Source organism: Curtobacterium sp. MCSS17_006 (assembly GCF_003234215.1).
GTDB lineage: Bacteria > Actinomycetota > Actinomycetes > Actinomycetales > Microbacteriaceae > Curtobacterium > Curtobacterium flaccumfaciens.
The window spans coordinates 91,661-117,365 of the sequence record NZ_QKSO01000001.1 but is presented as its reverse complement, the minus strand read 5'-3'; the positions used below and the strand labels follow the sequence as shown (position 1 = coordinate 117,365).

Below are 25,705 nucleotides of genomic sequence, written 5' to 3'. Positions count from 1 at the left end.
GCCGTGACAGGTGCTGTCCTCCCCCCTCAGCCGTCACCGTCGCCGGAACAGCTCCCCCAGGTGCCACGGCCCGGGTGCGAGCCGCACCGCTGCCTCGGCTCGGACCCGTTCCTCGAGTTCACGGTCGCGGGTGAGCTCGTGGATCTCCTGCTCGGCGCGCCACCGGAACCGCAGTCGGCCGAGGAACCCGGTCGGCGGAGCCGGGACGACGGTCTCGACGGACTCGGTCTCGTTCACGCGTCCTCCCCGGCAGCAGCACCGGCGACGGAAGCGGTCGACGCAGCCGCCGCACTCGTCGCACCGGTCGCGCTCGTCGCCGCGAGGTTCGCCAGCAGCTGCAGCCGTTCCTCGGACGCCGACCCGGGCTCGGTGCCGTACACGACCATGGTCAACCCCGAGTCCGTGACGAGTTCCATCGTCTCGTAGCTCATGTCGATGTCGCCCACGTCCGGGTGGTGCACGCGCTTCACCCCGCTCCGGTGCCGCATCACGTCGTGCGCGGCCCAGCGCCGCCGGAACTCGTCACTGCGGGTGGAGAGCTCCCCGATCAGGTCGGTCAGTCCCTTGTCGTACGGCGAGCGGGCCGCCTCGGCGCGCAGGGCGGCGACCACGTCGCCGGCGACCGAGTCCCAGTCTCGCCAGAACTGCTGACCGCGCGGGTCGAGGAACGCGAAACGCGCGGTGTTCGGGGTGCCGGAGGGCGACAGGAACAGCGGCGAGTACACCGCGCGGGCGAGCGCGTTGCCGGCGAGGAAGTCGAACCGGCCGTTGCGGACCCAGGCCGGGGCGCTGATCGAGTCGAGCACCCGCTGCACGTTCGGCCGGACCTTCGACGTCGGGATCGTCCGGCGCGAGGCGCCCGAAGCGTTCTGCAGACGGGCCAGGTCGAAGAGGTGCGCGTGCTCGGCATCGTCCAGAAGCAGCGCACGGGACAACGACTCGAGGACGCTCTCGGAGACCCCGGTCAGGTTTCCGCGCTCGAGGCGGACGTAGTAGTCGACGCTCATCCCCGCGACGAGTGCGAGCTCTTCGCGCCGCAGTCCCTTGACGCGGCGGACCCCACCGAAGTCGGGCAGACCGACCTGCTGCGGCGTGACGCGCTCGCGGCGTGTGCGGAGGAAGTCGCGCACTTCGCTTCTGGTGTCCATGCGTCCACGGTACGGCCGGCCGGGTGTCGCAAGCAGGGGTTGCTGGTACCCGTCAGCAGGGATCGGCCCGGACCCGGACGGGACGGACACGAGCCGGTTCGACCGGGTGATCCCGGAGGTCTGACGCGACCACGAGCGGCCTGGAGGCGCGGTGCGGGCCCGCCCCGTCCTCCCTAGCAGGCTCGGTCGGCGCGGCCCGCGTGACGCTGGCGCGTCACCGCTGAGCGGACCGCGCCCGTCCACGCGGTGGTCGCGACCACCGCGTCAGGCGAGCTGGCGCGCCCGTTCCGCGATGCCCTCGGTCGCCGCCCACGAGGCCAGCACCCGCAGGGCGTCGGCCGTCGGGCTGCCCGGCGTCGCCGGGTAGATCGTGAGCGAGAGTCCTGGGTCCTCGGCGAGTTCGAGCGTCTGGAAGTGCAGTTCGAGCGGCCCCACGACGCTGTGCCGGAACGACTTCACGCCGGCGTAGTGGCGGCGGACGTCGTGCGCTGCCCAGAGCTCGCGGAAGTCGTCGCTCCGCATCGACAGCTCGCCGATCAGTGCGGCGAGGTCCTTGTCGTTCGGCGTCCGGCCCGCTTCGCGGCGCAGGATCGCGACGTTCGTGTGCGCGGCCCGTTGCCAGTCCTGGTAGAAGTTCCGCGCCTGCGGGTCGAGGAAGATGAAGCGCGAGAAGTTCATCGGCCGGGCCGGTGCCGCGACCAGGTCCGAGTGCATCGCGAAGCCGAGCGCGTTCGCGGCGACGATGTCCTGCCGGTTGTTGATGATCATCGCCGGGGCGTCCGTGACGACGTCGAGCAGGTACTGCAGCTCGGGTCGGACGGCAGCGACGGGCACGACACGACCGGCGCGACGCGGGGTCTCGTTCTGGTGCTGCGACAGGTCGCGCAGGTGCTCCTGCTCGGCGGGGTCGAGCTGCAGGGCCCGGCCGATGGCGTCGAGCACGCTGTCCGAGACCCCCTGCAGGTTCCCGCGCTCGAGCCGCGTGTAGTAGTCGATGCTGACGCCGGCCAGGCGTGCGACCTCCTCGCGACGCAGCCCGGTGACGCGGCGCCGTGTGCCGAAGGTCTCGACGCCGGCCTGCTCCGGGGTGATGCGGGCGCGACGGCTGGAGAGGAAGTCGCGCGCTTCGTCGCGGTGGTTCATGCCGTCACGGTACTTCGCCCCGTCCGGCGCGAGCGAGGGGCTGCGGGAACCCCTTTCACGTGCGCGTGAACGGGACGGACACGATCCGGTCGTCCCCGCTCGACGGCGTCCCACGGCCGTCGGTGTTGTTCGTGACGAACCAGAGCGTGTCCGACGGGCCCTCGAGCACCGTCCGGATGCGGCCGAAGTCGCCCGCGAAGTACTCGGTCGCCGTGCCGGGGTCGTCGGCGGGGACCGCACGGAGCACCTCGCCCCGCAGGTTCGCGACGAACACCGTGTCGTCGACGACGGCGAGGCCGCTCGGGGACGCCTCGTCGGTGGACCACTGCTGCACGGGGTCGACGAAGCCCTGGTCCTCGCCGCCGGTGCCCTCGACCTCGGGCCAGCCGTAGTTCGACCCGGGCTCGATCACGTTGAGCTCGTCGTTCGTGTCCTCGCCGAACTCCGACGCGAACATCGTGCCGTCCGACGACCACCCCATGCCCTGCACGTTGCGGTGCCCGAGGCTCCACACCGGTGATCCGTCGATGGGGTTGTCGGCGGGGACGTCGCCGTCCGGGGTGAGCCGCAGGATCTTGCCCGCGAGCGACTCCTCGTCCTGCGCGTCCGTGCTCGCGCCGGCGTCCCCGACGCTCGCGTAGAGCATGTCGTCGGGCCCGAACGCGATCCGCCCGCCGTCGTGGAACGTGTTCTTCGGCAGGCCGTCGATGATCGTCGTCGCCTCGCCGAGCCCCCACGACCCGGTGCTCCCCGTCAGCTCGTACCGCTGGATCCGGTTGCCGTCGTCGGCCGTGGAGTAGACGAACAGGTCGTCGTCGTGCAGCGCGAGCCCGAGCAGTCCGCCCTCGCCGCCGTGGCTGACACCGTCGACCGTGCCGACCTGGCGGGTGGTGCCGTCGGACCGCAGCTCGAGCACCCGGGCCGAGTCGCGCTCGCTGACCAGCGCGTCGCCGTCGTCACCCGTCAGGACCACCGACCAGGGGGCCTCCAGGCCGGTGACCACGTCGGTGGTGTCACCGTCGAGCGCCACCTGACCGGCCGACAGGTCGGCGGGCGCGGTCGCGCGCGCCGACGGCGAGCCGCCCCGGTCGGATCCGTCCCGCTCTGCTCCGTCGCCGCTCGTGCAGGCGGTGAGGGCCAGCGCCGCGACGGCGGCGAGGCCGGCCACCGACCAGAGGCGGCGGCTGCGGGGCGTTCCGGCGGGTGTGTCCACGATGATCCTCCCGGGGTCGTGGGTCGATCACACACGCTGCGTTCGGGAAACCCCTGAGGGGGTCTGTCGGCACCTCCCGACGGTGCGCACGGCGGCCTACCGTCGTCGGCATGCAGATCGAACCGAAGCAGCCGACCGTCAAGAACCCGCCCGAGCAGTTCACCGGCGACGTGTACCTCGACGCCATCGCCTCGCCGAAGCAGCCCGGTCAGACGATGACCGTCGCCAAGGTCCGGTTCCTGCCCGGCGCCCGCACCGCCTGGCACTCGCACGCCAAGGGCCAGACCCTGCACGTCACCGAGGGGGTCGCGCGGATGGGCAGCCGGGACGGCCGCGTCATCGAGGTGCAGGCTGGACAGACCGTCTACACGCCGGCCGGCGAGGAACACTGGCACGGCGCGACACCCACCGACTACATGGAACACCTCGCGATGCTCGAGGCCGCCGACGACCCGGCGACGACCACCACCTGGCTCGAGCACGTGAGCGACGAGGAGTACACCGCATGACCACCATCGCCATCGTCGGGGCCGGCAAGGGCCTCGGCCTCGCCGTCGCCGAGCGCTTCGCCCGTGAGGGCTTCGCCGTCGCCCTGATCTCCCGCAACCAGGACCGCCTGGACGGCCTCGCCGCAGAGCTGCGTGAGCGCGGCCACACCGCAGCCGGGTTCGCCGCGAACGTCCGTGACGGAGACTCCCTGCGCACCGCACTCGAGCGTGCTACGGAGCAGCTCGGCCCCATCGAGGTGCTGCAGTACAGCCCGCTCCCCGCCAAGGAGTACATGCGCCCCGTGCTCGAGACCACCGCGGACGACCTGGTCGGCCCGATCGAGTTCTCGGTCTACGGCTCGGTCAACGCCGTCCGCCAGGTGCTGCCCGGCATGCGCGCCATCGGCCACGGCACGATCCTGTTCGTCAACGGCGGCAGCGCGGTCCGACCTGGCGCCCGCGTCACCGGCACGTCCGTCGCCTTCGCGGCCGAGAGCGCCTACGCGCAGCTGCTGCACGACGCCGTCCGCGACGAGGACGTCCACGTCGGCCAGCTCATCATCCCGTTCGGCATCGACGACGGGCAGCCCGAGCACTCCGGGGAGTCCATCGCCGACCGCCTGTGGGCGATCCACACGGAGCGCGGCGACTTCCGCACCTACGCGGAGGCGCTGCCCGAGCTCGCGTGAGCGCGGCGCTCGCCGCTTCGTGAGCAGGAATGGTCGGGTCCGGCACAGCGACCCGACCATTCCTGCTCACCATGTGACGGACGGGAGGCCCGTGGCGATGCCGCCACGGGCCTCCAGTCCGTCAGTGCGCCCGTCGCACCGCCACCCGCCGCCGACCCCGCGAGGTCAGCCACGCCCCGGCCGTCACCACGAGGGGCAGGCCGATCGCGAGCAGGGCCAGCACCGGCCAGTCCGGCACGAACGGCATGTGGTTCACCCCGACCGGACTCTCGGTGAACCGCAGGGTCAGGGCGCGGATCGGCAGGAGCCCGAGCAGCGTCCCGATCACCGAGCCGACCGTGGCCAGGATCGCCGCCTGCCAGGTGGACACCCCTCGGCGCAGGCGTGGTGCGGCACCGACTGCGTCGAGCACCTCGTCGTCCCGCCGGCCGTCGGACCGTGCGAGTCCGATCGCCACCGCCGTCGCACCGATGGTGACGGCCGCCGCGAGTGCGAGCACGATCGCCCGGATGATCGCCTCGTTGTCGGTGGGGCCGGCTTCGTAGGTGAACTGGGGTCCGTCCGACCGGGCACGGTCGTCGCCGCCGAAGCTCTGCCACGCCGAACTCAGCGCGTCCCATTGCTCGGGGGCGATGTCGCCGGGCAGCTTCGTCACGAGCATGCCGTCGACGGCGACCACCCCGTACTGCGCCGCGGTCGCCTTCGTCATGAAGACACCGACCCGGATCCGCGGGGTCTGCACGTCGAGGACGGCCGGGATCGACACGCTGGAGTCGGGCTTCGTCTTCGCCGTGATCGGCGGGCTCTCCCACGTGCGGTCGTGGAACGCGTCGATCCGGACCGCGCCGTCGTGGGCGTACTCCGGCCAGAGCGACACTGCCTTGCCGTCCTCCAGCGCATCCCGCACCGCGTCCGACGGGCGGTGGCCGGTGAGCACGGCGTAGTCGTCGACGGTGCCCGTCCAGATGTGCGGACCCATCGAGTCGCCGCTCTCCAGGTAGACCGCGCAGTTCGTGGTGTTGTTCGACGGACACGCGCGGCCCTGCCAACGGTGCGGCTCCGTGACGGTCGAGGGAGTGTCGCCCGCGCTGGCGTTGACGACCCCGAGCACTCGGATCCGGTCGTGGTCGAACACGCGTGTCGCGATCTTCGCAGCGTGCGCCGTCAAGGCCGGGTCGTGGCCCTGGGGCATGCCCTCCGTGCCGATCAGCTGCACCTCGGCCGTCGCCACCCCGACCGCCGTGGAGTACTCGTACCCACGGACGTACTGGGCGTGGCTCGACGCGCTCCACGTGATCACGACCGAGGCCACGAACACGACGCTCATCACGCTGGCGAGCACCGGCACCGTGCGGACCGGGTTGCGGCGTGCGTCGCGGGCGGCGAGCCGGGCGGACAGACCGGCCCGCGAGGTGAGCCGGGTGATCAGGGCGAGCAGCCACGGTGAGCAGATGGCGATGCCGAGCTGCATCAGGCACGGCCCGATCGCGACGCCGGCGCCGACGACGTAGGCCCACCGGTCCTGCTGCACCGGACGGTCGTTGAGCATGAGCACCCCGACACCGCACGCCAGCGTCATCACGGCGCCGAGGACCACGAGCAGCGGCCCCCAGATGCGACGACGACGGCGGGCCGGACGGCTGACGGGCACCGGACGGAGCGAGCCCCGCAGTGCCGCGAGCACGTTGATCCGGGTGGCCGACCGAGCGGCGACGAGTGCGGAGACGAGTCCGGCGAGCACGCCGGCCACGGCGATCGACAGCAGCAGGAGCGGCGGCACGTGCAACCCGGGGAACGACGCCACGTTGCCGTTGTCGATCAGTCGGTAGGCGAGCACGCCGATCCCGGTGCCGGCGACGACCCCGAGGACCGCGCCGACGAGGCCGAGCACCACGCCCGACCCGGCGACGATCGTGCGGACGAACCGCTTGTCTCCGCCGACGCTCGTGACGATGGCGTACGAGCGGGTGTCCGCCCGGGTGCCGACCAGGAACGCGGCCCCGGCGAGCAGGGCGACCTCGAACATCGCGAAGACGCCGAGCAGCCCCATCGCCCCGAGGTACCAGCCGAGCGACGAGCCCAGCTGCCCACCGGGGAGCCGGGCGTCGGGCGGGTCGAGCACGACCGGACGCGACTGCACGATGATGCCGTGCGCGTTGAGCTGGCGGATCTCCGACCACGTCGGGGCGTCCGACGGCAGGTACACGGTGACGTCGGTGAGCCCGGCGTCGTCGGCGGTGTCGGTCGTCGCGAGCGTCGTGCCCCACGGCAGGAACACCCCCTGCGTCCCCGGGTCGGTCCCCAGGTCGGTCATGGTCCCGGTGATCGTGAAGCGCTTGGTGACCGGGTCGGTCAGGTCCACCGTGTCGCCGATCCGCGCCCCGAGGCGTTCGAGGGTCGCCGGCGTGACCATGAGCTCACTGCGCGTGGTCGGCGTGGAACCGTCGAGCACGTGCCAGTGGCCCTCGAGCGACGGATCCCAGACGCTGCCCTCGACGGCGGTCAATCCGACCGGGCCGTGCGCACCCTGCAGCACGACGGGCGTGCTGCCCACCGGGATCGACAGGGCGCCGTCGGGCACGTGGGCCAGGACGTTCGTGAACGGTGCGTCCTCGTCCGAATCCGTGACGGGGCTGTTCCGCTTCGAGTCGGTGAACTCCCACTGCACCGGGTCCTGCACCATGCCGGGCAGGTCCGGGCCGGACACCCGCATCTGCGCCGATGCACGGCCGAGGTCGTAGTCGAGCCGCTCGGTGACCGTGGCTTGCGTCGACTGCACGACGACGGCGACGGCGGCGAACCCGGCGGTGGGGATCCCGATGAGCGCGATGATCAGTGCCGCGCGGCCCGCCTTCGCGAACGCCAGTCGACGCCCCAGACGGAGCGCCGGTCTCAGGGCGAACGGCGTCCGGCCGGTCCCGGCACGCCGACCCCGGCTCACGAGGCGGTCCGGTCCGTGAGTACAGCCTCGACGCCCGAGTACACGGTCTCGTCGACCACCCGACCGTCGCGCAGGAACACGATCCGGTCCGCCCAAGCCGCGTGCCGGGCGTCGTGGGTCACCAGGAGCGCGCCGGCTCCGGCGTCGACGTGCCGACGGAGCATGCGGAGCACGACCTCGCCGGTCTGCGAGTCGAGGGCTCCGGTCGGTTCGTCGGCGAGCACGAGCCGGCGCTCGCCGACCACGCCGCGGGCGATCGCGACGCGCTGCTGCTGGCCGCCGGACAGGTCGTCCGGGTAGGCGTCGGCGCGGTGCGACAGCTCGACGTTGTCCAGCGCGAGCTCCGCGGCGCGGCGGGCCTGCGAGGCCTTCCACCCGTCCAGCTCGAGCGGCAGTGCCACGTTCTCGACCGCGGTCAGCGAGGGGATCAGGTTGAAGTCCTGGAACACGAACCCGATGAGCCGGCGCCGCAGCGCTGCGAGCTCCTTGGCGGGACGGTCGGACACGAAGGCGCCGTCGATCAGCACCTCGCCGCTCGTCGGTGGCAGCAGGGTGCCGGCGCAGGCGAGCAGCGTCGACTTGCCCGACCCCGAGGTGCCCATCACCGCCACCATCTCGCCACGCTCGACCCGCAGGTCGATGCCGGCCAGGGCCGTGACGGCCTTCGCGCCGGAGCCGTAGTGCACGCTCACGGCGTCGAGCTGCAGGAGCGGTGCGGCGGTCACCGTGCGCTCCGGGCAGCGGCAGCGGCAGCGTCGGCACTGGCCGGTGCCGCCGGGTGCTCGTCCGGCCGGTACCGCGCGACGCTCGACTCCACGTGGTCGAGCCAGCGCACCTCGGCCTCGGCCTGGAACACCATCGACTCGAGCACGAGCGACCACGCCAGGTCCGTCGACGGGTCGGTCGTGCGCTTCAGCCGCGTCAGGTCCTGCAGGTTCCGGATCGCGGCACCGCGCTGCACCTGCACCAGCCGGGCGACGTCGACCCCGGGCACGGTCACGGCGAGGGCGAACTTGATCGCCAGCTCGTCACGCCCGCGCTTCGCGGGCACGGGCTCGCTGAACCAGCGTGCCACCTCCGCGCGACCCGCGTCGGTCGCCGTGTAGACGACGTGTCCGTCGTCGTCGGCGTCGCCGCGGGCCACGAGGCCGTCGCGTTCCAGGCGGTCCAGGGTCGTGTAGACCTGGCCGATGTTCAGCGGCCAGCTCCCGCCGGTGCGGTGCTCGAACTCCCCCCGGAGCTGGTACCCGTAGCCGGGTCCCCCCACCAGCAGCGCGAGTACGCCCATCCGAACGCTCATGACAATTCCCCTGTCTCGGGCCACCGTGGCCATACTGAGTATGCACATACCCGGTATGCGTGCGCAAGCACGGATCTGGACAGGGCGGGAAAACGGACGGGAGGCGCGGTGCCAGCTGGCACCGCGCCTCCCGTCCGACCGGTCGTCGCGTTCGCGACCCGCGGTCGCGTCCTGAGGGTCAGTGACCCAGCTTCGCCAGCTCCTCGAACTCGTCGTCGGTCAGCTCGACGGTGGCACCCGCGAGGTTGTCCTCCAGGTGCGCGACGCTCGACGTACCGGGGATCGGCAGCATCACCGGGGAGCGCTTGAGCAGCCAGGCGAGCGCGAGCTGCGCCGGGGTGGCACCCTTGCGCTCGGCGATCTCGGTGAGCGGCGAGTCCTCGCCGGTCAGGCCACCCGTGGCCAGGGGGAACCACGGGATGAAGCCGATGCCCTGCTCCTCGGACCAGTCGAGCAGCTCCTCGGCGTCACGCTTCTGCAGGTTGTAGAGGTTCTGCACGGAGACGATCGTGGCGATCTCCTGCGCGGCCTTGACCTCGTCGACGGAGACCTCGGACAGGCCGATGTGGCGGATCTTGCCCTCGTCCTGCAGCTTCTTCAGCTCGCCGACCTGGTCCTCGAGCGGGACCTTCGGGTCGATGCGGTGCAGCTGGAACAGGTCGATGCGCTCGAGGCCCAGGCGGCGGAGGCTCATCTCCGCCTCTTGCCGCAGGTACTCCGGGCGGCCGACGGGCGGCCAGACGTTCGGGCCGGTGCGGGTGAGGCCGGCCTTCGTGGCGATGACGACGTCGTCGCCGTAGGGGTGCAGGGCCTCCTTGAGGAGCTCCTCGGCGACGTAGGGACCGTACGAGTCGGCGGTGTCGAAGAAGTTCACGCCGAGCTCGACGGCACGCTTGAGGACGCGGATCGCCTCGTCGTGGTCCTTCGGCGGTCCCCAGACGCCGGGGCCGGTGAGCTGCATGGTGCCGTAGCCGAGCCGGTTGACCTCGAGGTCGCCGCCGATGCGGAAGGTGCCGGAGGACGCGGCCGGACGGTTCGTGGTGTCAGTGCCTGTGGTCATGTCCCCGGTCTACGCCCGGTGCGTTGCCGGTCCCTGAGTCGGTGTCCCCCGACCGCTTTCCGGGTTCGCAGGGTCTACGGACGGGTGGGCCGACGGTACGGGGTCTCGCCGCGTTCGAGCCCGCCGACGAGCCTGGCGAGCCGGTTCGTCCGCACCGTGGCGTTCGGGGCGGTGGTGATGCGGTGCAGGACGGCGTACCGGTTGGTGGCGTCGAGCTCGGCGAACAGCGCGGCGGCTGCGGGGGCGGCGTCGAGCGCGGCCTGCAGTTCCTCGGGCACCGTGGCCGTTGCCGAGCCGGCGTAGGCGCGGTCCCACCGGCCGTCACCCTTGGCGCGCTCGATCTCGGCGTGCCCGCGCTCCCGCATCCGCCCCTCGGCGATGAGCGCGGCGACCAGGCCGAGGTTCCGCTGCGACCACAGCGAAGCCTTCCGGCGCGGGGTGAACCGCTGGCGGTAGGTGGAGTCGTCACGTCCGCGCCGCTGCCCGTCGATCCACCCGGAGCAGAGCGCCTCGTCGAGGGCCGTGTCGTAGGTCAGCGTCGTCGGCTCCGTGACGCCCTTCTTCGCGAGCACGAGCCACACCCCGTCCGGTTCGTGCTCGTGGTCGTCGAGCCAGGCGCGCCACGCGGCGACGTCCGGCAGCACCAGGTCGACGATGTCCATGCGGTCATCGTAGGACCGGCCGGCCGCTCGGGTCAGGCCGCGCCGCTGCTGATCCGGGTTGCACTCGCCCAGTCGTGCACCCAGTCGGGCACGGTCAGGTCGCGGTCCGCGCCACCCGCCGCCTCGAGCAGGTCCGCGGTCGGCACGGTCCCGCCGGAACGCCGCAGGAACCGGGCCTGCACCACGGCGCGGGCCATCACGGCACCCTGTCGCACGAACGTCTGCTCCAGGTACACGGCACGGTCGTCGACCCCGAGCACGTGGGTGCGGAGCTCGAACCGTTGCCCGAGCGTCAGCGACCGCTTGTACGTGATCGTCTGCGCCGAGACGACGGGGTACCAGCCGTGCTCGCTCAGTGCTGCCCAATACCCGGAGCGGAGCATCAGGTCGAGCCGACCGAGGTCGAGCATCGACAGGTACTTGCCGTTGTTGACGTGGCGCAGGGGGTCGAGGTCGGTCGGGACCACCCGGAACGGCGTCCGGACCTCGTCCCAGAGCGACGCCCGGCGGCGTCCACCGACCCGAGCGCGCAGACGGGTGCGCAGCTGCAGCAGGAGCAGTCGGAAGTACAGGTTCACGGGTCGATCACACCAGTGCGCGGAGCACTCGTGCGAGCACCTTGGAGGAACCTCACGAAGCGCGCGGCCGTCTGCCGACACACGACCAGCCGCTCCCGACAATCGGCAGGCGGCGGGGTCGGGCGGTTCAGCCGGGGAAGCCGCCGCCGGCGCCCGTGATGCCGGGGTGCGCGGACTTGGCGAGCCCCTCGGTCCTGGAGTGCGCCGCATCGGCTTCGGCCGCGGCGCGTGCGCTGTCACGCGGATCCGACAGGTCTTCGATCGATTCGAGCGCTCGCCGCCGACGGCGGTTCTGCACCTCGAGCACGACGAGCAGGGCGCCGAGCACGACGACCACGGCGATGACGATCCAGATGACGACCACGACATTCCCCCGAGCCCGGGGCGTCTGCCCCGTCCCTCGCAGCGTAGCGGTGCGGAGGCGGGTACAGCCAGTGCCTCCCGCCGTCAGGGGGACCGGGAGTAGACCTGCAGCATGCAGACACGCAAGCTCGCAGACCTCGAGGTCGGCCCGATCGGCCTCGGAACCATGGGCATGAGCGCCTTCTACACGGGCGCCGGCACCGACGACGACGAGTCGATCCGCACCATCCACCGCGCGATCGACCTCGGCGTCACCCTGTTCGACACCGCCGAGGCGTACGGCCCCTACACGAACGAGGAACTCCTGCGCCGCGCGCTCGAGGGCCGTCGCGACGACGTCGTCATCGCGACCAAGTTCGGCCTGTACCAGCACGAGGCCGGTGAGGAGACGCCGACGCAGCAGCGCGGGATCTCCAGCAAGCCCGAGTCCGTGCGCGAGGCGCTCGAGGGCTCCCTCCGTCGCCTGGGCACGGACCACATCGACCTCTACTACCAGCACCGCGTCGACCCGGCCGTCCCGATCGAGGACGTCATCGGCCAGCTCGCCGGCTTCGTTCAGGAGGGCAAGATCCGGCACATCGGACTGTCCGAGGCTGGTGCCGACACCATCCGCAAGGCCCACGCGGTCCACCCGATCACCGCGCTGCAGAGCGAGTACTCGCTGTGGACGCGTGACCCCGAGGGCGACGTGCTCGACACCCTGCGCGAGCTCGGCATCGGCCTGGTGCCGTACTCGCCGCTCGGCCGCGGGTTCCTGACGGGTGCCATCACGAAGCCGTCCGACCTGGACTCCGACGACTTCCGCCTGGCGAACCCGCGCTTCCAGCAGGAGGCGTTCGAGCAGAACATGCGCATCGTCGACGCGGTCAAGGAGATCGCGACCGAGGCCGGGGCCACCCCGGCGCAGGTGTCGCTCGCCTGGCTGCTCGCCCAGGGCGACGACATCGTCCCGATCCCTGGCACGAAGCGGGTCTCCCGCCTCGAGGAGAACGTCGGCGCAGCCGACCTGACCCTCACGGCGGACCAGCTGTCGCGCCTGTCGGCGCTGCCGGTCCCGACCGGTGACCGCTACCCCGACATGTCGACCATCGGTCGGTAGACGCGACCGGATGACGGACGGGAGGCCCGGTGCCAGCTGGCACCGGGCCTCCCGTCCGTCGTCAGTCGCGTCAGCGGACGCGAGACGCCGGCGTCTCAGACCTCGGCGGCGAAGGACGCGGCCCGGACCTGCAGGTCCTCGATGCGCCGGAGGCGCGCGGCCTCGACGTCGTAGCCCTCGTAGGCGGGCGGCGGCAGCTTCCGGACGTTCCGCGAGCACTGGAAGTCCTGGCACACCAGGGTGCCGACGGTGTTGCCGTTCCGTCCGGCCGGCCCGGACCGTTTCGCGCTGTAGAACGCGACGTCGTTCGGCAGCTTGACGTCCTGGCACCACGAGCACTGGGCGCGGGAGCGGGGCGAGGCCTCGGCCTGCCGGAACAGGATGCCGATCAGGTCGCCGTCCAGGGTCGGCACGACGGCGTACGCACGCCGCCCGATCTTCGGGTCGCGCCAGCCGAGGTAGTCGAGCGCGTCCCAGTCGAGCGTCTCGAAGTCGGCGGGCAGCGTGAGGTCGGACACCTCCTTGCGCGAGGCGTTGACGAAGGACGTGCGGAGGGTCTTCTCCACGATGGGGAGCATGGTTGATCGCTTTCGTGCGGGCCCGGGGTGTGCGGACGCACACCGCACCGGGCGGAGGAGGTCAGGGTTCGACGAGGGCGGCCGCACCCGAGGGCACGACCGAGGGCCTCACGCCCTGATGCCGGCGATACGGGCGCCGACCACCTCCTGGAAGCTCACCCGACCAGCCTACGACCGGGTGTCAACCCCGGCCCGGTCCGCCCGCGGTCGGTTCGGCGTCGCCGTGACCAGGACGACCGAGCCCTCGTACGTCGGGCGGATCCGCAACGACCCGTGCCGCCGGTCCCACTCCCCCGACTCCAGCGCGGTCCGGAGCGCAGCCACCGACCGCCGCACGGTGAACTCGTCGACCAGTCCCCACGCCGGGTCCGCCTGGCGCACGCCGGGGTCGAGCAGACGCTCGGGGCGCGCGTAGTACGCCTCGGCGAACCCGTCAACGCACGTGAACGGGATCGGCAACGGGGTGCTCGTCACGGTGTCGTCGCCCAGTGCGTCGGCGATCCGCGGCAGTGCGGGGTGGCGACGGGCCTCGGCCGCCAGCACCTCGGGCGCGTACTCGGCGAGCCAGGAGCGCTCGATGCGGTCGGGGTCGAACGTCAGCACCACGATGGGGCCCCGGGTCACCCGACGCACCTCGGCGAGCCCGCGTTCGAGGTCGTCCCACGCGTGCAGCGAGAAGGTCGTCATCGCGGCGTCGAAGGTGTCGTCGGCGAAGCGCAGGTCTCCGGCGGGTTCCACGGCGGTCACGTCGCGGTCGGTCGGTGCGTAGGAAACAGCGCCGGCCCCGACGTCGAGCACGGTCCGGGCGTCACCGAGGGCCTTCGCGACCGCACGGGCGAACGCGGGTTCGGGCCGGCGGTGCTGCCGACGGTCCGCGTCTCCTGCTGAGCCGTCCGTCGTCCTGGTCACGTCCCCACCCTCCGAACCCGCGGGGTCCGGGTCAGTCGACCGACTCGGACTCGGGCTCGGACTCGCGCAGGGCCGCGTACTGCTCGGCCCGCTCCGTCGCGGCCCAGCTGCCGAGCAGCGCGAGCGACCGCTCGGACTCGCTGCCCGGTTCGGCCGAGTACGAGAACAGCGTCAGGCCGGGGTCGGCGACCAGGTCGAGCGCCTCGTAGGACAGCCGCAGCTCCCCCACGATCGGGTGGTCGATGCGCTTCTTGCCGGTGCGCTGCATCCGGACGTCGTGGGCAGCCCACCAGCCGCGGAACTCCTCGCTCCGGGTGGAGAGCTCACCGACGAGCGTGATGAGCCCCGGCTCGCAGGGGTTCGACACCGCGGCGGTCCGGAGCACGGCCACGGCGTCCTTCGCGGTCTGTGCCCAGTCCGGGAAGAAGTCGCGGGCGGCCGGGTCGAGGAACGTGAAGCGTGCGGTGTTCACCGGGCGTCCGGGGCCGGCGAAGAGCGGTGCGTAGAGCGCACGGCCGAGCTCGTTCGTCGCGACGACGTCCCCGCGCTCGTTCCGCACCCAGGCCGGTGCGCCGGTGATGGCGTCGAGCAGCCGCTGCACGCCGGGGCGCACGCGGGTCGGCACGTTCCGGTGCATGACCTTCGCGCCGGAGTTCGCCAGGCGCGTGAGGTCCCACAGGTGCGCTCGCTCGTCCTCGTCGAGCTGCAGGGCGCTCGCCAGGCCCTCGAGCACGCTGTCCGAGACGCCCTTGAGCGAGCCGCGCTCGAGCCGCGTGTAGTAGTCGACGCTCACGCCGGCGAGCATGGCGACCTCGTGCCGACGCAGCCCGGGGACCCGTCGGACCCCGCCGCCGAACGACGGCATGCCGACCTGCTCGGGGGTGAGCCGTGCCCGCCTGGAGGACAGGAAGTCGCGGATCTCGTTGCGCACGTCGATACCCATGGGGAGAGCGTACGTGCCCGGGCCGTGCGTCCGGCAGGCGGGAGGTCCGAGGCGGGGCCGCCGGCCGTCGCTGACTGGTCACGACACGTCGCGTGCCGTGCGCCGTCCCGTCGCGACCTGTCGGCTGGTGGCGCCGCAGGCGACGGCCTGTGACCGCTCGCCGGCGCCCTGCGGGGTGTTGCGACCGCCCGGAGCGGCGGACGGGAGGCGCGGGGCGGCCCCGCCACGCGCCTCCTGTCCGCCGTTTGGTCGCGTTCCGTTGCGTGACCGGCCGTGCCCGACCGGTCGCGACGCGTCGCGTGCCGCCCGCCGGGTGGTCGCGACCTGTCGGCTGGTGGCGCCGCAGGCGACGGCCTGTGACCGCTCGCCGGCGCCCCGCGGGGTGTTGCGACCGCCTGCCGCCACGGGCTTCCCACGCTCCGCCAACCGGTCAGGGCGCGGCGTCGGCCCCGATGCGCACGCGCGCGACGCGGTGACCGTCCATGGCGGTCACCTCGAGGCGGTGTCCACCGGCCAGGACGACGTCGCCGACCTCGGGCACGCGGTCCAGCTGCACCTGCACGAGCCCACCCACGGTCTCGTAGTCACCGTCGGGCAGGACGGGGCCACCGTCCGCAGCCAGGTCCTCGAGCACCGTGGCTCCGTCGACGCCGTCGTGCGCGAGCATCGACTCGTCGTACTCGGTGGTGTCCCACTCGTCGCGGATGCGGCCGACGAGGTCCTCGAGCAGCGCCTCGAGCGTGACCATGCCGGCGCTGCCGCCGTACTCGTCGACGACCAGGGCGATCTGGTGGCCGTCGGTGCGCATGTCCGCGATCGCACTCGACAGTGACTTCGTCTCGGGCAGGGCGAGCACCGGCCGGACGAGCGTGGCGACCGGGGCCGCGGGGTCGACCGGACGCAGCAGGTCACGGAGGTGCACGAACCCCTGGACCTCGTCGCGCCCGCCGGAGGTCACGAGGTACCGGGTGTGCCCGGCCGCGATGGCCTGGTCGGTGGCCTCGGCGACGGAGAGGCCGGCGTCCAGCGTCGACACGTCGTACCAGGGCCGCATCGATTCCCGCAGGATGCGGTCACCGGCGTCCAGGGCGCTGCGGGCGATCCGGCGTCCCTGCTCGTCGACGCCGGTGTGCTCGTCGACCAGGCCGCGGAGCTCCTCCGTGCTCATCGACTCGCTGCGGGCGTCCGGGTCGCCACCGAGCAGTCGCACGACGGTGTCGGTGGACTTCGAGAGCAGCCAGATCACCGGCCGCATCAGCACCGCGAAGCGCTCCAGGGTCGGGGCGACGGCCATCGAGAAGCCCTCGGCACGCTGCAGGGCGAGGCGCTTCGGCACGAGCTCGCCGAACACGAGCGACAGGTACGCGATGACGAGGGTCATCAGCACCAGCGCGACGGCTTCGGCCGTGCCCTGCTCGAGGCCGAGCCCCTGGAACAGCGGCGCGACGTCGGGTGCGATCGAGGATGCACCGTACGCGGCGGAGAAGAACCCGGCGACGGTCACGCCGATCTGCACGGCGGACAGGAACCGGTTGGGGTCACGACCGAGCTCGGCGACCCGCATCCCGCGAGGGCCGCGGCGTTCGAGCTGCTGCAGCTGGGATTCGCGGAGGGAGACGAGTGCGATCTCGGCGGCTGCGAAGACCCCGCCGACGAGCACGAAGAGGATGACGAGCCCGAAGGCGATCCAGGTGTCAGCGCCCATCAGCGGGCAGCCGCCTCGGATCGACGACGGGCGGGCGGTCTGTGGGGATCGTCCATGCCTGTGAGTCTGCACAGGCCGACTGGGACATCACCGTGCTGCCGCTCGACAGCGGCTGTGGATCCGGCCTCGCGACGGGGCGCGGTCGTCACAGAGGCGGTCGCTACAGCGTGAGCGAGCGACCGATGCGGGCTTCGAGCCACGCCTTCGGGTCGATCGGCGTGACGCCGTCCATCAGGACCTCGAGGTGCAGGTGCGCACCGGTCGAGACGCCGGAGGACCCGACGAGCCCGATGAACTGTCCGGCCGCGACGGTGTCGCCGACCTTGAGCGGCGAGGAGCCGGGGATCATGTGGCCGTAGAGCGTGGAGACCTGACGGCCGTCGACCACGTGGTCGATGATGACCGCGTTGCCGTACGAGAAGTACGTGCCCGAGACCCGGACCTTGCCCGCGGCGACGGCGCCGATCGGCGTGCCCATGCCCGGGGTGAAGTCGAGGCCCTGGTGCAGCGACGAGCACGCGCCGCACGGTGCAGAGCGGTACCCGAAGCCGGAGCTCATCTGCACCGGGCCGGGGAACGGCGAGCGGACCGCGCCGCCGAACGAGACGGCGCCACCCGCGGTCGCCGCGGTGTCGGCGGAACCAGCGGTCTTCGTGGTGACGGTCGAGCCGCCGCCGACGGTGAACCCGTCACGGTCGAACCCGGCGGCCGTGACCGCCTGGGTCACGGCGTAGTCCTGGGTGCGCACGACGGGCGCGATGGTCGAGGTGGCCATCGAGGTGCCGGCGCTCGCGTGGGCGGGCATCGCCGAGGCGGCGAACATCGCGATGGCGGCGGCGGCGCTGGTGAGGGTGATGCGTCCGGCGCGGGCCGACCGGGAGGCGCGGGGTGCGCTGGCGACGCGCGTCACCTTGGGCGCAGGGCGACGGACGACGCGCTGGATGCGGTCGTCGACGTGCTCGGTTGTGGCGCGTGCGGTTGCGGAGCGGCGGCCGGCCGGCTCGGTGGCCGAGGACGCGGTCGCGAGGACGACGGCCTGCGCGGGCTTGGCGACCTTCGCGGCCTTCGGTGCCTTGGCCGGCTTCGCTGCCTTCGCCGGCTTGGCGACCTTCGCTGCCTTGGCCGGCTTCTCTGCCTTGGCGGCCTTCGCGACCGGCGCCGTCTTGCTGCGACGCTGCGGTCCGCGGGCTGCTGCACGCTCGGCCTCGAGGGCGGCGCGACGGGACAGGTGCACCACCGGGGTCTCCGGGTGCTGGTCGAGTTCGGGTGCAGTCGTCATGGCCGCCCACCATTCTGCACGACTCTGTCGCTTTGTACAGGCCCTTTCGTGATCTTTTCGTTACCGAGTGCGCTGGGAGGCCCCTGATCACCGCGGGCGGAAGCGTCCCCCGGACCCTCCGCATCGGTACGGTCAGGGGAAAGCGACGGAAGGACCCGCACCATGGCCCGATCGCCGCGTGAGCGGTACGGAACGGTCGACCTGGCGTCGGCCGACGTCGTGCTGGCCGGTACCCAGGAACTCCTCCCCGTGCTCCGGGCCGCCGCCGTGCGCGCCGGGATCGACGCCGGGCGGATGCGGGTCATCGGGGTCGACGACCTGCCGGACCCCGAGGAGACGTGGGACGCGGCGTTGGCCGTCATCGCGATCCGCCGCCCCGGTGACGACCCAGCGTTCCACCGGGCGCAGGCGGCTGCCGAGCTCATCGCACCGATGCTCGCGCCGCACGCGGTCCGCATCGTCGTCACGGTGTCCGGGGTGACCCGGCTCGCGCCGAAGCTCGAGCGCACCCTGACGTCCGAGGTCCTGCACCAGATCGATGCCGCGTCGGCGTCCTCCGGGTTCCGCCGGCCCTTCCGGCCCCTGCGCATGCGGCTCGGCCTCGCCGGGCTCCGTGCCGCCGGCGTCCGGGTGTTCCGCGTCTCGATCGGCGACTGAGGCTCAGGCTCCGTCGGGTCCGGAGCCCTGCGCGGCGCCCGCCTGCACTGACGGGTGTGGAGGAGCTGCGTGCGCGACGACGGAGACACTGCCGACGGCGAGCACGAGTGCCAGCGCTCCGGCGGTGCAGGCCGTCCCGATCCGCCGCAAGCGCGACCGGCTGCCACGCTGGCGCGGTGCGAACCGCTTCGTGCTCCGACGGGGCTCGGGTCCGACGAGCCACGGACCGGAGCCGTCGGGGTCGTACGAGAACGGGCCGGAGCCGTCCGGCGCGTACCGGTACGGGCCGCTGCCGTCCGAGGCGTAGGCGGACCGCAGGTCCTCCGCGGTCCAGCCGAAGTCGTCCGGGGTCTGCCGTGTGGTGGTCATGCGCGCGCTCCTCGCTCTGGTGCTGCGGAAGACCAGTCCACGCACCGTTCCTATGTGTCGACAGTGCGCCTCCAGGGTGTCGGCCGAGCATCTGCCGCGCGGAAGCGGGGGCCATGTATCTTGATGTCGAGACATCCTGCGCCACGAGTACCGTGGACGTACCGACGGTCGAACAAGGGAGTACCCGCCAGCATGGCCAAGATCATCTACACCCTCACGGACGAGGCGCCGTTCCTCGCCACCCACTCCTTCCTCCCGGTCATCCAGGCCTTCGCCGGCACCGCAGGTGTCGACGTCGAGACCCGCGACATCTCGCTCGCCGGCCGGATCATCGCCCAGTTCCCGGAGCGGCTCACCGACGAGCAGCGCCTGGACGACGCCCTCGCCGAGCTCGGTGACCTCGCGAAGACCCCCGAGGCGAACATCATCAAGCTGCCGAACATCTCGGCGTCGATCCCCCAGCTCAAGGTCGCGATCAAGGAACTGCAGGCGCAGGGCTACGACCTGCCCGACTACCCCGACGAGGCCACGACCGACGAGCAGCGCGACGTCCGCGCCCGCTACGGCCGTGTCCAGGGCAGCGCCGTCAACCCGGTGCTGCGCGAGGGCAACTCCGACCGCCGCGCACCCCTGTCCGTCAAGAACTACGCCCGCAAGCACCCGCACCGCATGGGTGCCTGGTCGCGTGACTCGAAGACGAACGTCACCACCATGGGCGTCGACGACTTCCGGTCGAACGAGAAGTCCTGGATCGCCCCCGCCGACGACGTCCTGACGATCACCTTCGTGGCCGAGGACGGCAGCGAGCAGGTCCTCAAGCAGTCGATCCCCGTGCTGCAGGGCGAGGTCGTCGACGGCACCGTGCTGCACGTGGCCGCACTCGAGTCGTTCCTGCGCAAGCAGATCGAGCGCGCCGCCGCCGAGGACATCCTGTTCTCCGTGCACCTCAAGGCCACGATGATGAAGATCTCCGACCCGATCATCTTCGGCCACGTCATCAAGGCGTTCTTCCCGTCGGTGTTCGAGCGCTACGGCGCCGACCTCGCCGCCGCGGGCCTGACCCCGAACGACGGCCTCGGCTCGATCCTCGCAGGCCTCGCTGCGCTGCCGAACGGCGCCGAGATCGAGCGTGCCTTCAAGCAAGGCATCGCCGACGGCCCCGAGCTCGCCATGGTCGACTCGGACAAGGGCATCACGAACCTGCACGTGCCGAGCGACGTCATCGTCGACGCATCGATGCCCGCGATGATCCGCACCTCGGGCCACATGTGGGGCCCGGACGGCGACGAGCACGACACCCTCGCCGTCATCCCCGACTCGAGCTACGCCGGCATCTACCAGGCCGTGCTCGACGACTGCCGCGCCCACGGCGCCTTCGACCCGTCGACGATGGGCTCCGTGCCCAACGTCGGCCTGATGGCGCAGAAGGCCGAGGAGTACGGCTCGCACGACAAGACCTTCGAGCTGCCCGGCGCCGGTGTGGTCCGCGTCACGACCGCCTCGGGCGACGTCGTCATCGAGCACGACGTCGAGCCCGGTGACATCTGGCGCGCCTGCCAGACCAAGGACGTCGCCATCCGCGACTGGGTGAAGCTCGCCGTCACCCGCGCCCGTGCCTCCGCGACGCCGGCCGTGTTCTGGCTCGACGAGACCCGTGCGCACGACGCGAACCTGATCGGGCTCGTCCGCGAGTACCTCGGCGAGCACGACACCGAGGGCCTGCAGATCGAGATCCTCGCGCCCGAGGACGCCATGCGCTTCTCGCTCGAGCGCATCCGCCGCGGCGAGGACACCATCTCGGTCACCGGCAACGTCCTGCGCGACTACCTGACCGACCTGTTCCCGATCATGGAGCTCGGCACCTCGGCGAAGATGCTCTCCGTCGTCCCGCTGCTGGGCGGTGGCGGCCTGTTCGAGACCGGTGCCGGTGGTTCCGCCCCGAAGCACGTGCAGCAGCTCGTGCAGCAGAACTACCTGCGCTGGGACAGCCTGGGCGAGTTCCTCGCACTGGCGGTCAGCCTCGAGCACCTCGCCGGTGTGACGGGCAACGAGCGGGCGAAGATCCTGGGCGAGACCCTCGACCGTGCCACCGGGACGTTCCTGGAGCAGGACAAGTCCCCGGGTCGGAAGCTCGGCTCGATCGACAACCGCGGCAGCCACTTCTACCTGGCGAAGTACTGGGCCGAGGAGCTCGCGGCGCAGACCCAGGACACCGAGCTCGCGGCGTCGTTCGCGGACCTCGCGGCGAAGCTCGGTGAGCAGGAGCACACCATCGTCGACGAGCTCGTCTCGGTGCAGGGGCACCCGGCCGACATCGGCGGCTACTACCGCCCCGACGACGCCAAGACGAGCGCGGTCATGCGTCCGTCCGCCACGTTGAACGCGGCGCTGGCAGCGCTCTAGCAGCGACCGGCCCACTGACGGGAGGCCCGGTGCCAGCTGGCACCGGGCCTCCTGTCCGTCCGTGGTCGCGACCACGGCTGCTCACGAAGTGACGCGTGGGCGCTCGTCGCGTCAGCCGCGGGACGGCACGGGCGGGCCGGCGGCGAGCAGCCCGGTGAAGACCAGGGCGACGGCCACGACCCCGATGCCCGCGGCCACGGCGGGCCGACGCACCACGAAGAACAGCAGGCGGTCCCAGAAGCCCGAGTGGGCGTCCGGCGAGCGTCGCCAGGAGCCCTCGAGCATGCCGCGGCGGGCGACCGCGACCTCGAACGGCACCGTGGCGTACGGCACGACGGCACTGGCCCAGCCGAGCACGAGCGCCCCGAACGACCACCGCTGGTTCACCGCCACGACCGTCGTGATCACCAGGTACGCCAGGAACACGAAGCCGTGCACCCCTCCGCCGATGCGGACGCCCCAGTCACCGGCGTCCAGGCCGTACTTGAGCACCATCCCGAGGATGAGCAGGGTCCAGGTCACGAGTTCGGCGACCGCGGCGGCGCGGAACAGGGAGCGCGGAGTCATGCCGTCAATCGTGGCGGACCCGGTTGACAGACAGCAGAACGCCCCGGATCGTACGACCCGGGGCGCGCTGCAGGTCCGCTCAGTGCCGCACGACCACCGTCTGGCCGAGGCGGTTCACACCCGTGCTCGCGTCCCACGTGCCGGTGTTCGCCGTCTGGATCGCGAAGGCAGGGTTCGCCGCCACCGAGGCCTCCGGCGCGGGCAGGGCGAGTGCGACGTTCCAGCGCCCGTTCGGCACGTCGGCCAGCGACGCCCGGACGGTCACGGTCCGTCCCGGCTGCCAGGACGACGCGTCGGCGGCCACGGGCACGGTCACCCGGCGATCGCCGTCGGTCAGGACGAGCTGCACCGGGCGGCTGTTGTACGGCGCCGCCCAGCCGTCGTTCCGGATCGACACCGCCACCGACGGCTTCGCGCCCGAGGTGGCGGTGCTCGACGTCATCGTGAAGCGGTAGCCGAGCTTCTTCGCGGCGTCGGTCATGCCGTCCGCGCCCCAGGTCGCCAGAACGTCTTTGTTGTAGTCGAGGTTGAGGTAGCTGTAGTGGTACTTCGCCATCTCAGCCGAGGCGGACGGGTAGTCGGTCCGCGGCGCGTTCACGGCGCAGGTCTCACCACCGACGGGGACGTACCGCGACTCCGCCGCCAGGTAGTCCTGGTCGAGCGACAGCGGGTTGCTCAGGAACGTGCCGAAGTCGTCCGGCGAGGCGAGGAAGCAGTCGTTGTGGTGCCCGATGCGCGACGCTGCCGATCCGTCGTGCGCCTGCTCCGGGGTGAGTGCCCCGGCCGTGCCGGACGGGGTGCGGAGTGCGTCCTGCTTCATCTGCATCGTGCGGACCTGGACCGAGCGGCTGGAGGGCAGGGCGGCGAGTTCGGCCTGCAGGACCTGTCGTCGGGCGTCCTTGTCGGCCTCGGTCAGCACGCCCGGGTTCGCCGGGTCGCTGGCGAAGTGGTCGGTGTAGTAGCCCTCGCCCCAGAGCCCGATGAACCCCTGCTGCAGGGTCGGGATCACGTCGGCGTTCCGGCGGAGCGTCGGGGTGAGCTGCTCGATGTGCGCGAGCACGGTCGGCAGGTCGGCGTCACCGTAGGGCGCCGAGTACGGGTACGAGCCACCCTGGACGTACGCGAACCGGGTGATCACACCCACGCCGGCTGCGCGCGCCGCGTCGTAGTCGTGCTGCACGAGCGCGAGCCAGGCCGGGCTGAGTTGCCGCTGCTGGACGAACGCCTCCATGTAGAACACCCGGACGACCTGCGTGACGCCCTCGGCCCGGTAGCCCCGGAGGGTCGCGGCGTCGAGCGGCGTGTACCCGGTGCCGTCGGCGCGGTAGTGCGTCTCGGTGGTGTGGTCGAACCCGCGCGAGGGGTTCGGGATGACCGCGTCGCTCGCCGTGTAGGTCACGGTCGAGGTGGTCGCGGTCCGTTTCGAGTGGTGACCGGTGGGTGATGCCCACGCGGTGGTCGGTACGGCGAGTGCGAGCACCGCCGCGAGTGCGACGGTGGTGATGGTGCGGTGCTGCATCGGACGAGCCCCTGTCCTCGGCGCGGACGGTGATCGGCGCCCCTGGCGCTGCCGTCCTGCGCGAATGTGATCTGAAGGTAGGCCAAACGATCAGAAAACGCCAGTGGATGCGCGAACCGAGCACGGGTAGCGTTGCCTGCATGTCGCCGTCGACCGAGAACCGTCCCCTGAACATCGTCGTCTGGAACGAGAACGTGCACGAGACCCGCGGTGACGCGACGGTCATCGGGCACTACCCCGACGGCATGCACGCCGTGATCGCCCAGGCGCTCCGGCAGCTGCAGCCCGGGGCCGACGTCTCCACCGCCACCCTGCAGGAACCCGACCACGGCATCACCGCCGAACGACTGGCCACCACGGACGTGCTGTTCTGGTGGGGCCACGCCGCCCACGACGAGGTCAGCGACGCCGTCGTCGACCTGGTCGTCGACGCCGTGCACGCCGGCATGGGCCTGGTCGTGCTGCACTCCGGCCACTACTCGAAGCCGTTCAAGCGCCTGATGGGCACGACCTGCTCGCTGAAGTGGCGGAACGACGGCGAGCGCGAACTCGTCTGGACCGTCGCGCCCGAGCACCCGATCGCCGCCGGGGTCCCGCACCCGATCGTCATCGACCGGCAGGAGATGTACGGCGAGTACTTCGACATCCCGCGCCCCGACGAAGAGGTGTTCCTGTCGACCTTCGCGGGCGGCGAGGTCTTCCGCTCCGGCGTCGCGTACCGCCGGGGGCTCGGCAAGGTCTTCTACTTCTCGCCCGGCGACCAGGAGTACCCCGTCTACCACCACCCGGACATCCAGCGCGTGCTGTCGAACGCCGCCGCCTGGGCCGCCCCGGTGTCCGAGCGCCGAGAGCTGACGGCTGACCCCCACCCTCGGGACTGGTTCCTGTCGGACGATGGGGGTAGACAGGCCGGGTGACCAACCATCTCGACGGTGCGCACAGGCGCACCGCGGTGATCGAGGCGCTCGCCATCTTGGGATCAGGACCCGAGGAGCGCTTCGACCGCATCACCCGCATGGCCCACGAGGCGTTCGACGTCCCGTTGACCTTCCTCAACCTCGTCCACCACGACCTCGTCACCACGCAGTCGACCTTCGGCTGGCACCAGGGATCGAGTGTCCCCGCCAGCGAGCAGTTCTGCGCGTCGACGGTGCTCACTCGCGAACCGATGGTGATCCCGGACGCGTCGCTCGACGCCCGGTTCGCCCACACCGCGGCGGTGGCCGAGCACGGCATCCGGTTCTACGCGGGCGCACCGTTGACCATGGTCGACGGCACCCGGGTGGGCACGCTGTGCCTGATGGACGCTGTTCCGCGCACGTTCTCGCCGGACGACGTCGCCCTGCTGGGTGACCTGGCCCGGTGGGCGGAGCGCGAGCTCGGCGTCGCCATCGACCGCGGGCGGGTCCGTCGGGTGCTCGACGGCCTGGTGCCGGACCCGGTCGCGGTGCCGGGCTACGACCTCGACGTCCTGGTGGCCCAGCACGACGACGGCGGGGGTGACGTCGTCGACTGGCGTGTCGCACCGGACGGTGCCCTGCACGTCACCGTCGGCCGGGTGAGCGCCGGCCCGGCGTCGGGCCTGCTCGCCGCGGCGGTCCGCGGTGCCGTGGCGGCACGGACCGGGTCGGCCATGTCGGACGCGATCGTCGGCCTGGAGGCGCAGGTCACCGCCGACCTGTCGGCTGCGGACGCCGTCGGCTCGCTCTTCCACCTGCGGCTCGACCCGACGTCGGGTCACGTCGACTTCGGCGACGCCGGCCACGGCCTCGCCGTGCTCGTCCCCGCCGACGGTCCGGCTCGCGTCCTGCACCCGCTCGACCTGCCGCTCGGGCTGCAACCGGGGTCGATCCCCCGGTCGCCCGGCGCGCTCGACCTGGAAGCCGGTGACCGGCTGGCGATCTGCACCCAGGGCGTCCTGTCGCTGGACGGGCTCCGGCACCTGGACGACCTCGCCGCGCTGGTGCGCTCGGCTCCGGACGGGGCCACCGTGGTCGAAGGGGTGCGCACGGCGGTCCCCACGGATGCCGTGGTCGACGTCACGCTGGTGGTGCTCACGCGGCACTGAGTGGGATCCGCCGCCCAGGCGCCG

General features: G+C 72.0%; 26 protein-coding genes. 7 read left to right on the top strand and 19 right to left on the bottom strand.

The annotated features are described in order from the left end of the window. Positions 1–33: 33 nt before the first annotated feature. From DEJ21_RS00610 to DEJ21_RS00595, 4 genes are all read right to left on the bottom strand, one after another. On the bottom strand, positions 34–237 hold the full coding sequence (locus DEJ21_RS00610) for a hypothetical protein (protein WP_071404097.1): 204 nt from the start codon (positions 235–237) through the stop codon (positions 34–36). After that, entirely contained in the window at positions 234–1,148 is a 915-nt protein-coding gene (locus DEJ21_RS00605; RefSeq protein ID WP_181435738.1) for a helix-turn-helix transcriptional regulator, read from the bottom strand. The genes DEJ21_RS00610 and DEJ21_RS00605 overlap by 4 nt, the downstream gene beginning before the upstream one ends. Before the next feature lie 264 nt (positions 1,149–1,412). Continuing rightward, a complete protein-coding gene (locus DEJ21_RS00600; protein WP_111223387.1) occupies positions 1,413–2,291 on the bottom strand; it encodes a helix-turn-helix transcriptional regulator in 879 nt (292 codons plus the stop codon). Between the two features lie 55 nt (positions 2,292–2,346). After that, positions 2,347–3,504: a sorbosone dehydrogenase family protein gene (locus DEJ21_RS00595; protein WP_111223386.1), complete on the bottom strand. Its 1,158-nt coding sequence runs from the start codon at positions 3,502–3,504 to the stop codon at positions 2,347–2,349. A 110-nt stretch (positions 3,505–3,614) separates the two neighbouring features. Here DEJ21_RS00595 and DEJ21_RS00590 point away from each other — a divergent pair, with 110 nt between their 5' ends. Both DEJ21_RS00590 and DEJ21_RS00585 read left to right on the top strand, forming a co-directional pair. After that, positions 3,615–4,013 carry a cupin domain-containing protein gene (locus tag DEJ21_RS00590; protein WP_111223385.1) on the top strand — a complete coding sequence of 133 codons (399 nt, stop codon included), beginning with the start codon at positions 3,615–3,617 and terminating at the stop codon, positions 4,011–4,013. Beyond that, positions 4,010–4,681 (top strand): SDR family oxidoreductase, encoded by a 672-nt coding sequence (locus DEJ21_RS00585; RefSeq protein ID WP_027466861.1) that lies wholly within the window; start codon positions 4,010–4,012, stop codon positions 4,679–4,681. Before DEJ21_RS00590 ends, DEJ21_RS00585 begins: the two co-directional genes overlap by 4 nt. A 121-nt stretch (positions 4,682–4,802) precedes the next feature. On the opposite strand, the gene DEJ21_RS00580 is transcribed toward DEJ21_RS00585, so the two are convergent. From DEJ21_RS00580 to DEJ21_RS00550, 7 genes are all read right to left on the bottom strand, one after another. After that, complete coding sequence (locus DEJ21_RS00580; RefSeq protein WP_111223384.1) at positions 4,803–7,622, bottom strand: ABC transporter permease; 2,820 nt, start codon at positions 7,620–7,622, stop codon at positions 4,803–4,805. Further along, complete coding sequence (locus DEJ21_RS00575; protein ID WP_111023418.1) at positions 7,619–8,347, bottom strand: ABC transporter ATP-binding protein; 729 nt, start codon at positions 8,345–8,347, stop codon at positions 7,619–7,621. The genes DEJ21_RS00580 and DEJ21_RS00575 overlap by 4 nt, the downstream gene beginning before the upstream one ends. Beyond that, on the bottom strand, positions 8,344–8,922 hold the full coding sequence (locus DEJ21_RS00570; protein ID WP_258374799.1) for a PadR family transcriptional regulator: 579 nt from the start codon (positions 8,920–8,922) through the stop codon (positions 8,344–8,346). The genes DEJ21_RS00575 and DEJ21_RS00570 overlap by 4 nt, the downstream gene beginning before the upstream one ends. 178 nt (positions 8,923–9,100) lie before the next feature. After that, positions 9,101–9,982 (bottom strand): aldo/keto reductase, encoded by an 882-nt coding sequence (locus tag DEJ21_RS00565; RefSeq protein WP_027466858.1) that lies wholly within the window; start codon positions 9,980–9,982, stop codon positions 9,101–9,103. A gap of 74 nt (positions 9,983–10,056) precedes the next feature. Continuing rightward, entirely contained in the window at positions 10,057–10,644 is a 588-nt protein-coding gene (locus DEJ21_RS00560; RefSeq protein ID WP_111223382.1) for a YdeI family protein, read from the bottom strand. 32 nt (positions 10,645–10,676) lie between these two features. Next, complete coding sequence (locus DEJ21_RS00555) at positions 10,677–11,222, bottom strand: acyl-CoA thioesterase (protein WP_071248531.1); 546 nt, start codon at positions 11,220–11,222, stop codon at positions 10,677–10,679. 127 nt (positions 11,223–11,349) lie between these two features. Further along, positions 11,350–11,586 (bottom strand): hypothetical protein, encoded by a 237-nt coding sequence (locus DEJ21_RS00550; RefSeq protein WP_111223381.1) that lies wholly within the window; start codon positions 11,584–11,586, stop codon positions 11,350–11,352. Positions 11,587–11,697: 111 nt separating this feature from the next. Between DEJ21_RS00550 and DEJ21_RS00545 the strand changes: the two genes are divergently transcribed. Beyond that, positions 11,698–12,684, top strand: a complete 987-nt coding sequence (locus DEJ21_RS00545; RefSeq protein WP_111223380.1) for an aldo/keto reductase — start codon at positions 11,698–11,700, stop codon at positions 12,682–12,684. A 95-nt stretch (positions 12,685–12,779) separates the two neighbouring features. Here DEJ21_RS00545 and DEJ21_RS00540 read toward each other — a convergent pair whose 3' ends face one another. From DEJ21_RS00540 to DEJ21_RS00520, 5 genes are all read right to left on the bottom strand, one after another. Next, complete coding sequence (locus DEJ21_RS00540) at positions 12,780–13,262, bottom strand: FBP domain-containing protein (RefSeq protein WP_071406263.1); 483 nt, start codon at positions 13,260–13,262, stop codon at positions 12,780–12,782. A gap of 168 nt (positions 13,263–13,430) precedes the next feature. After that, positions 13,431–14,171, bottom strand: a complete 741-nt coding sequence (locus DEJ21_RS00535; protein WP_111223379.1) for a class I SAM-dependent methyltransferase — start codon at positions 14,169–14,171, stop codon at positions 13,431–13,433. 31 nt (positions 14,172–14,202) lie between these two features. Then, complete coding sequence (locus tag DEJ21_RS00530) at positions 14,203–15,114, bottom strand: helix-turn-helix transcriptional regulator (protein ID WP_111223378.1); 912 nt, start codon at positions 15,112–15,114, stop codon at positions 14,203–14,205. 430 nt (positions 15,115–15,544) lie between these two features. Continuing rightward, a complete protein-coding gene (locus tag DEJ21_RS00525) occupies positions 15,545–16,819 on the bottom strand; it encodes a hemolysin family protein (protein WP_111223377.1) in 1,275 nt (424 codons plus the stop codon). A gap of 160 nt (positions 16,820–16,979) precedes the next feature. Next, entirely contained in the window at positions 16,980–18,098 is a 1,119-nt protein-coding gene (locus tag DEJ21_RS00520) for a M23 family metallopeptidase (protein ID WP_146247663.1), read from the bottom strand. Between the two features lie 162 nt (positions 18,099–18,260). Between DEJ21_RS00520 and DEJ21_RS00510 the strand changes: the two genes are divergently transcribed. Next, the gene (locus DEJ21_RS00510; RefSeq protein WP_111223374.1) at positions 18,261–18,755 is read left to right on the top strand and encodes a hypothetical protein; all 495 of its coding nucleotides are present in this window, start codon (positions 18,261–18,263) and stop codon (positions 18,753–18,755) included. A gap of 3 nt (positions 18,756–18,758) precedes the next feature. On the opposite strand, the gene DEJ21_RS00505 is transcribed toward DEJ21_RS00510, so the two are convergent. Further along, a complete protein-coding gene (locus DEJ21_RS00505) occupies positions 18,759–19,124 on the bottom strand; it encodes a hypothetical protein (RefSeq protein WP_111223373.1) in 366 nt (121 codons plus the stop codon). Positions 19,125–19,316: 192 nt separating this feature from the next. On the opposite strand from DEJ21_RS00505, the gene DEJ21_RS00500 reads away from it, so the two are divergent. Continuing rightward, positions 19,317–21,527, top strand: a complete 2,211-nt coding sequence (locus tag DEJ21_RS00500; protein ID WP_111223372.1) for an NADP-dependent isocitrate dehydrogenase — start codon at positions 19,317–19,319, stop codon at positions 21,525–21,527. A 111-nt stretch (positions 21,528–21,638) separates the two neighbouring features. Here DEJ21_RS00500 and DEJ21_RS00495 read toward each other — a convergent pair whose 3' ends face one another. Together DEJ21_RS00495 and DEJ21_RS00490 are read right to left on the bottom strand one after the other, a co-directional pair. After that, entirely contained in the window at positions 21,639–22,094 is a 456-nt protein-coding gene (locus DEJ21_RS00495) for a DUF3817 domain-containing protein (protein ID WP_111099650.1), read from the bottom strand. 79 nt (positions 22,095–22,173) lie between these two features. Further along, a complete protein-coding gene (locus tag DEJ21_RS00490) occupies positions 22,174–23,613 on the bottom strand; it encodes a DUF4832 domain-containing protein (RefSeq protein ID WP_111223371.1) in 1,440 nt (479 codons plus the stop codon). 140 nt (positions 23,614–23,753) lie between these two features. Here DEJ21_RS00490 and DEJ21_RS00485 point away from each other — a divergent pair, with 140 nt between their 5' ends. Both DEJ21_RS00485 and DEJ21_RS00480 read left to right on the top strand, forming a co-directional pair. Then, entirely contained in the window at positions 23,754–24,530 is a 777-nt protein-coding gene (locus DEJ21_RS00485; RefSeq protein WP_246552689.1) for a ThuA domain-containing protein, read from the top strand. Then, complete coding sequence (locus DEJ21_RS00480; RefSeq protein ID WP_111223370.1) at positions 24,527–25,681, top strand: GAF domain-containing protein; 1,155 nt, start codon at positions 24,527–24,529, stop codon at positions 25,679–25,681. The genes DEJ21_RS00485 and DEJ21_RS00480 overlap by 4 nt, the downstream gene beginning before the upstream one ends. The last annotated feature ends 24 nt before the right edge of the window (positions 25,682–25,705 follow it).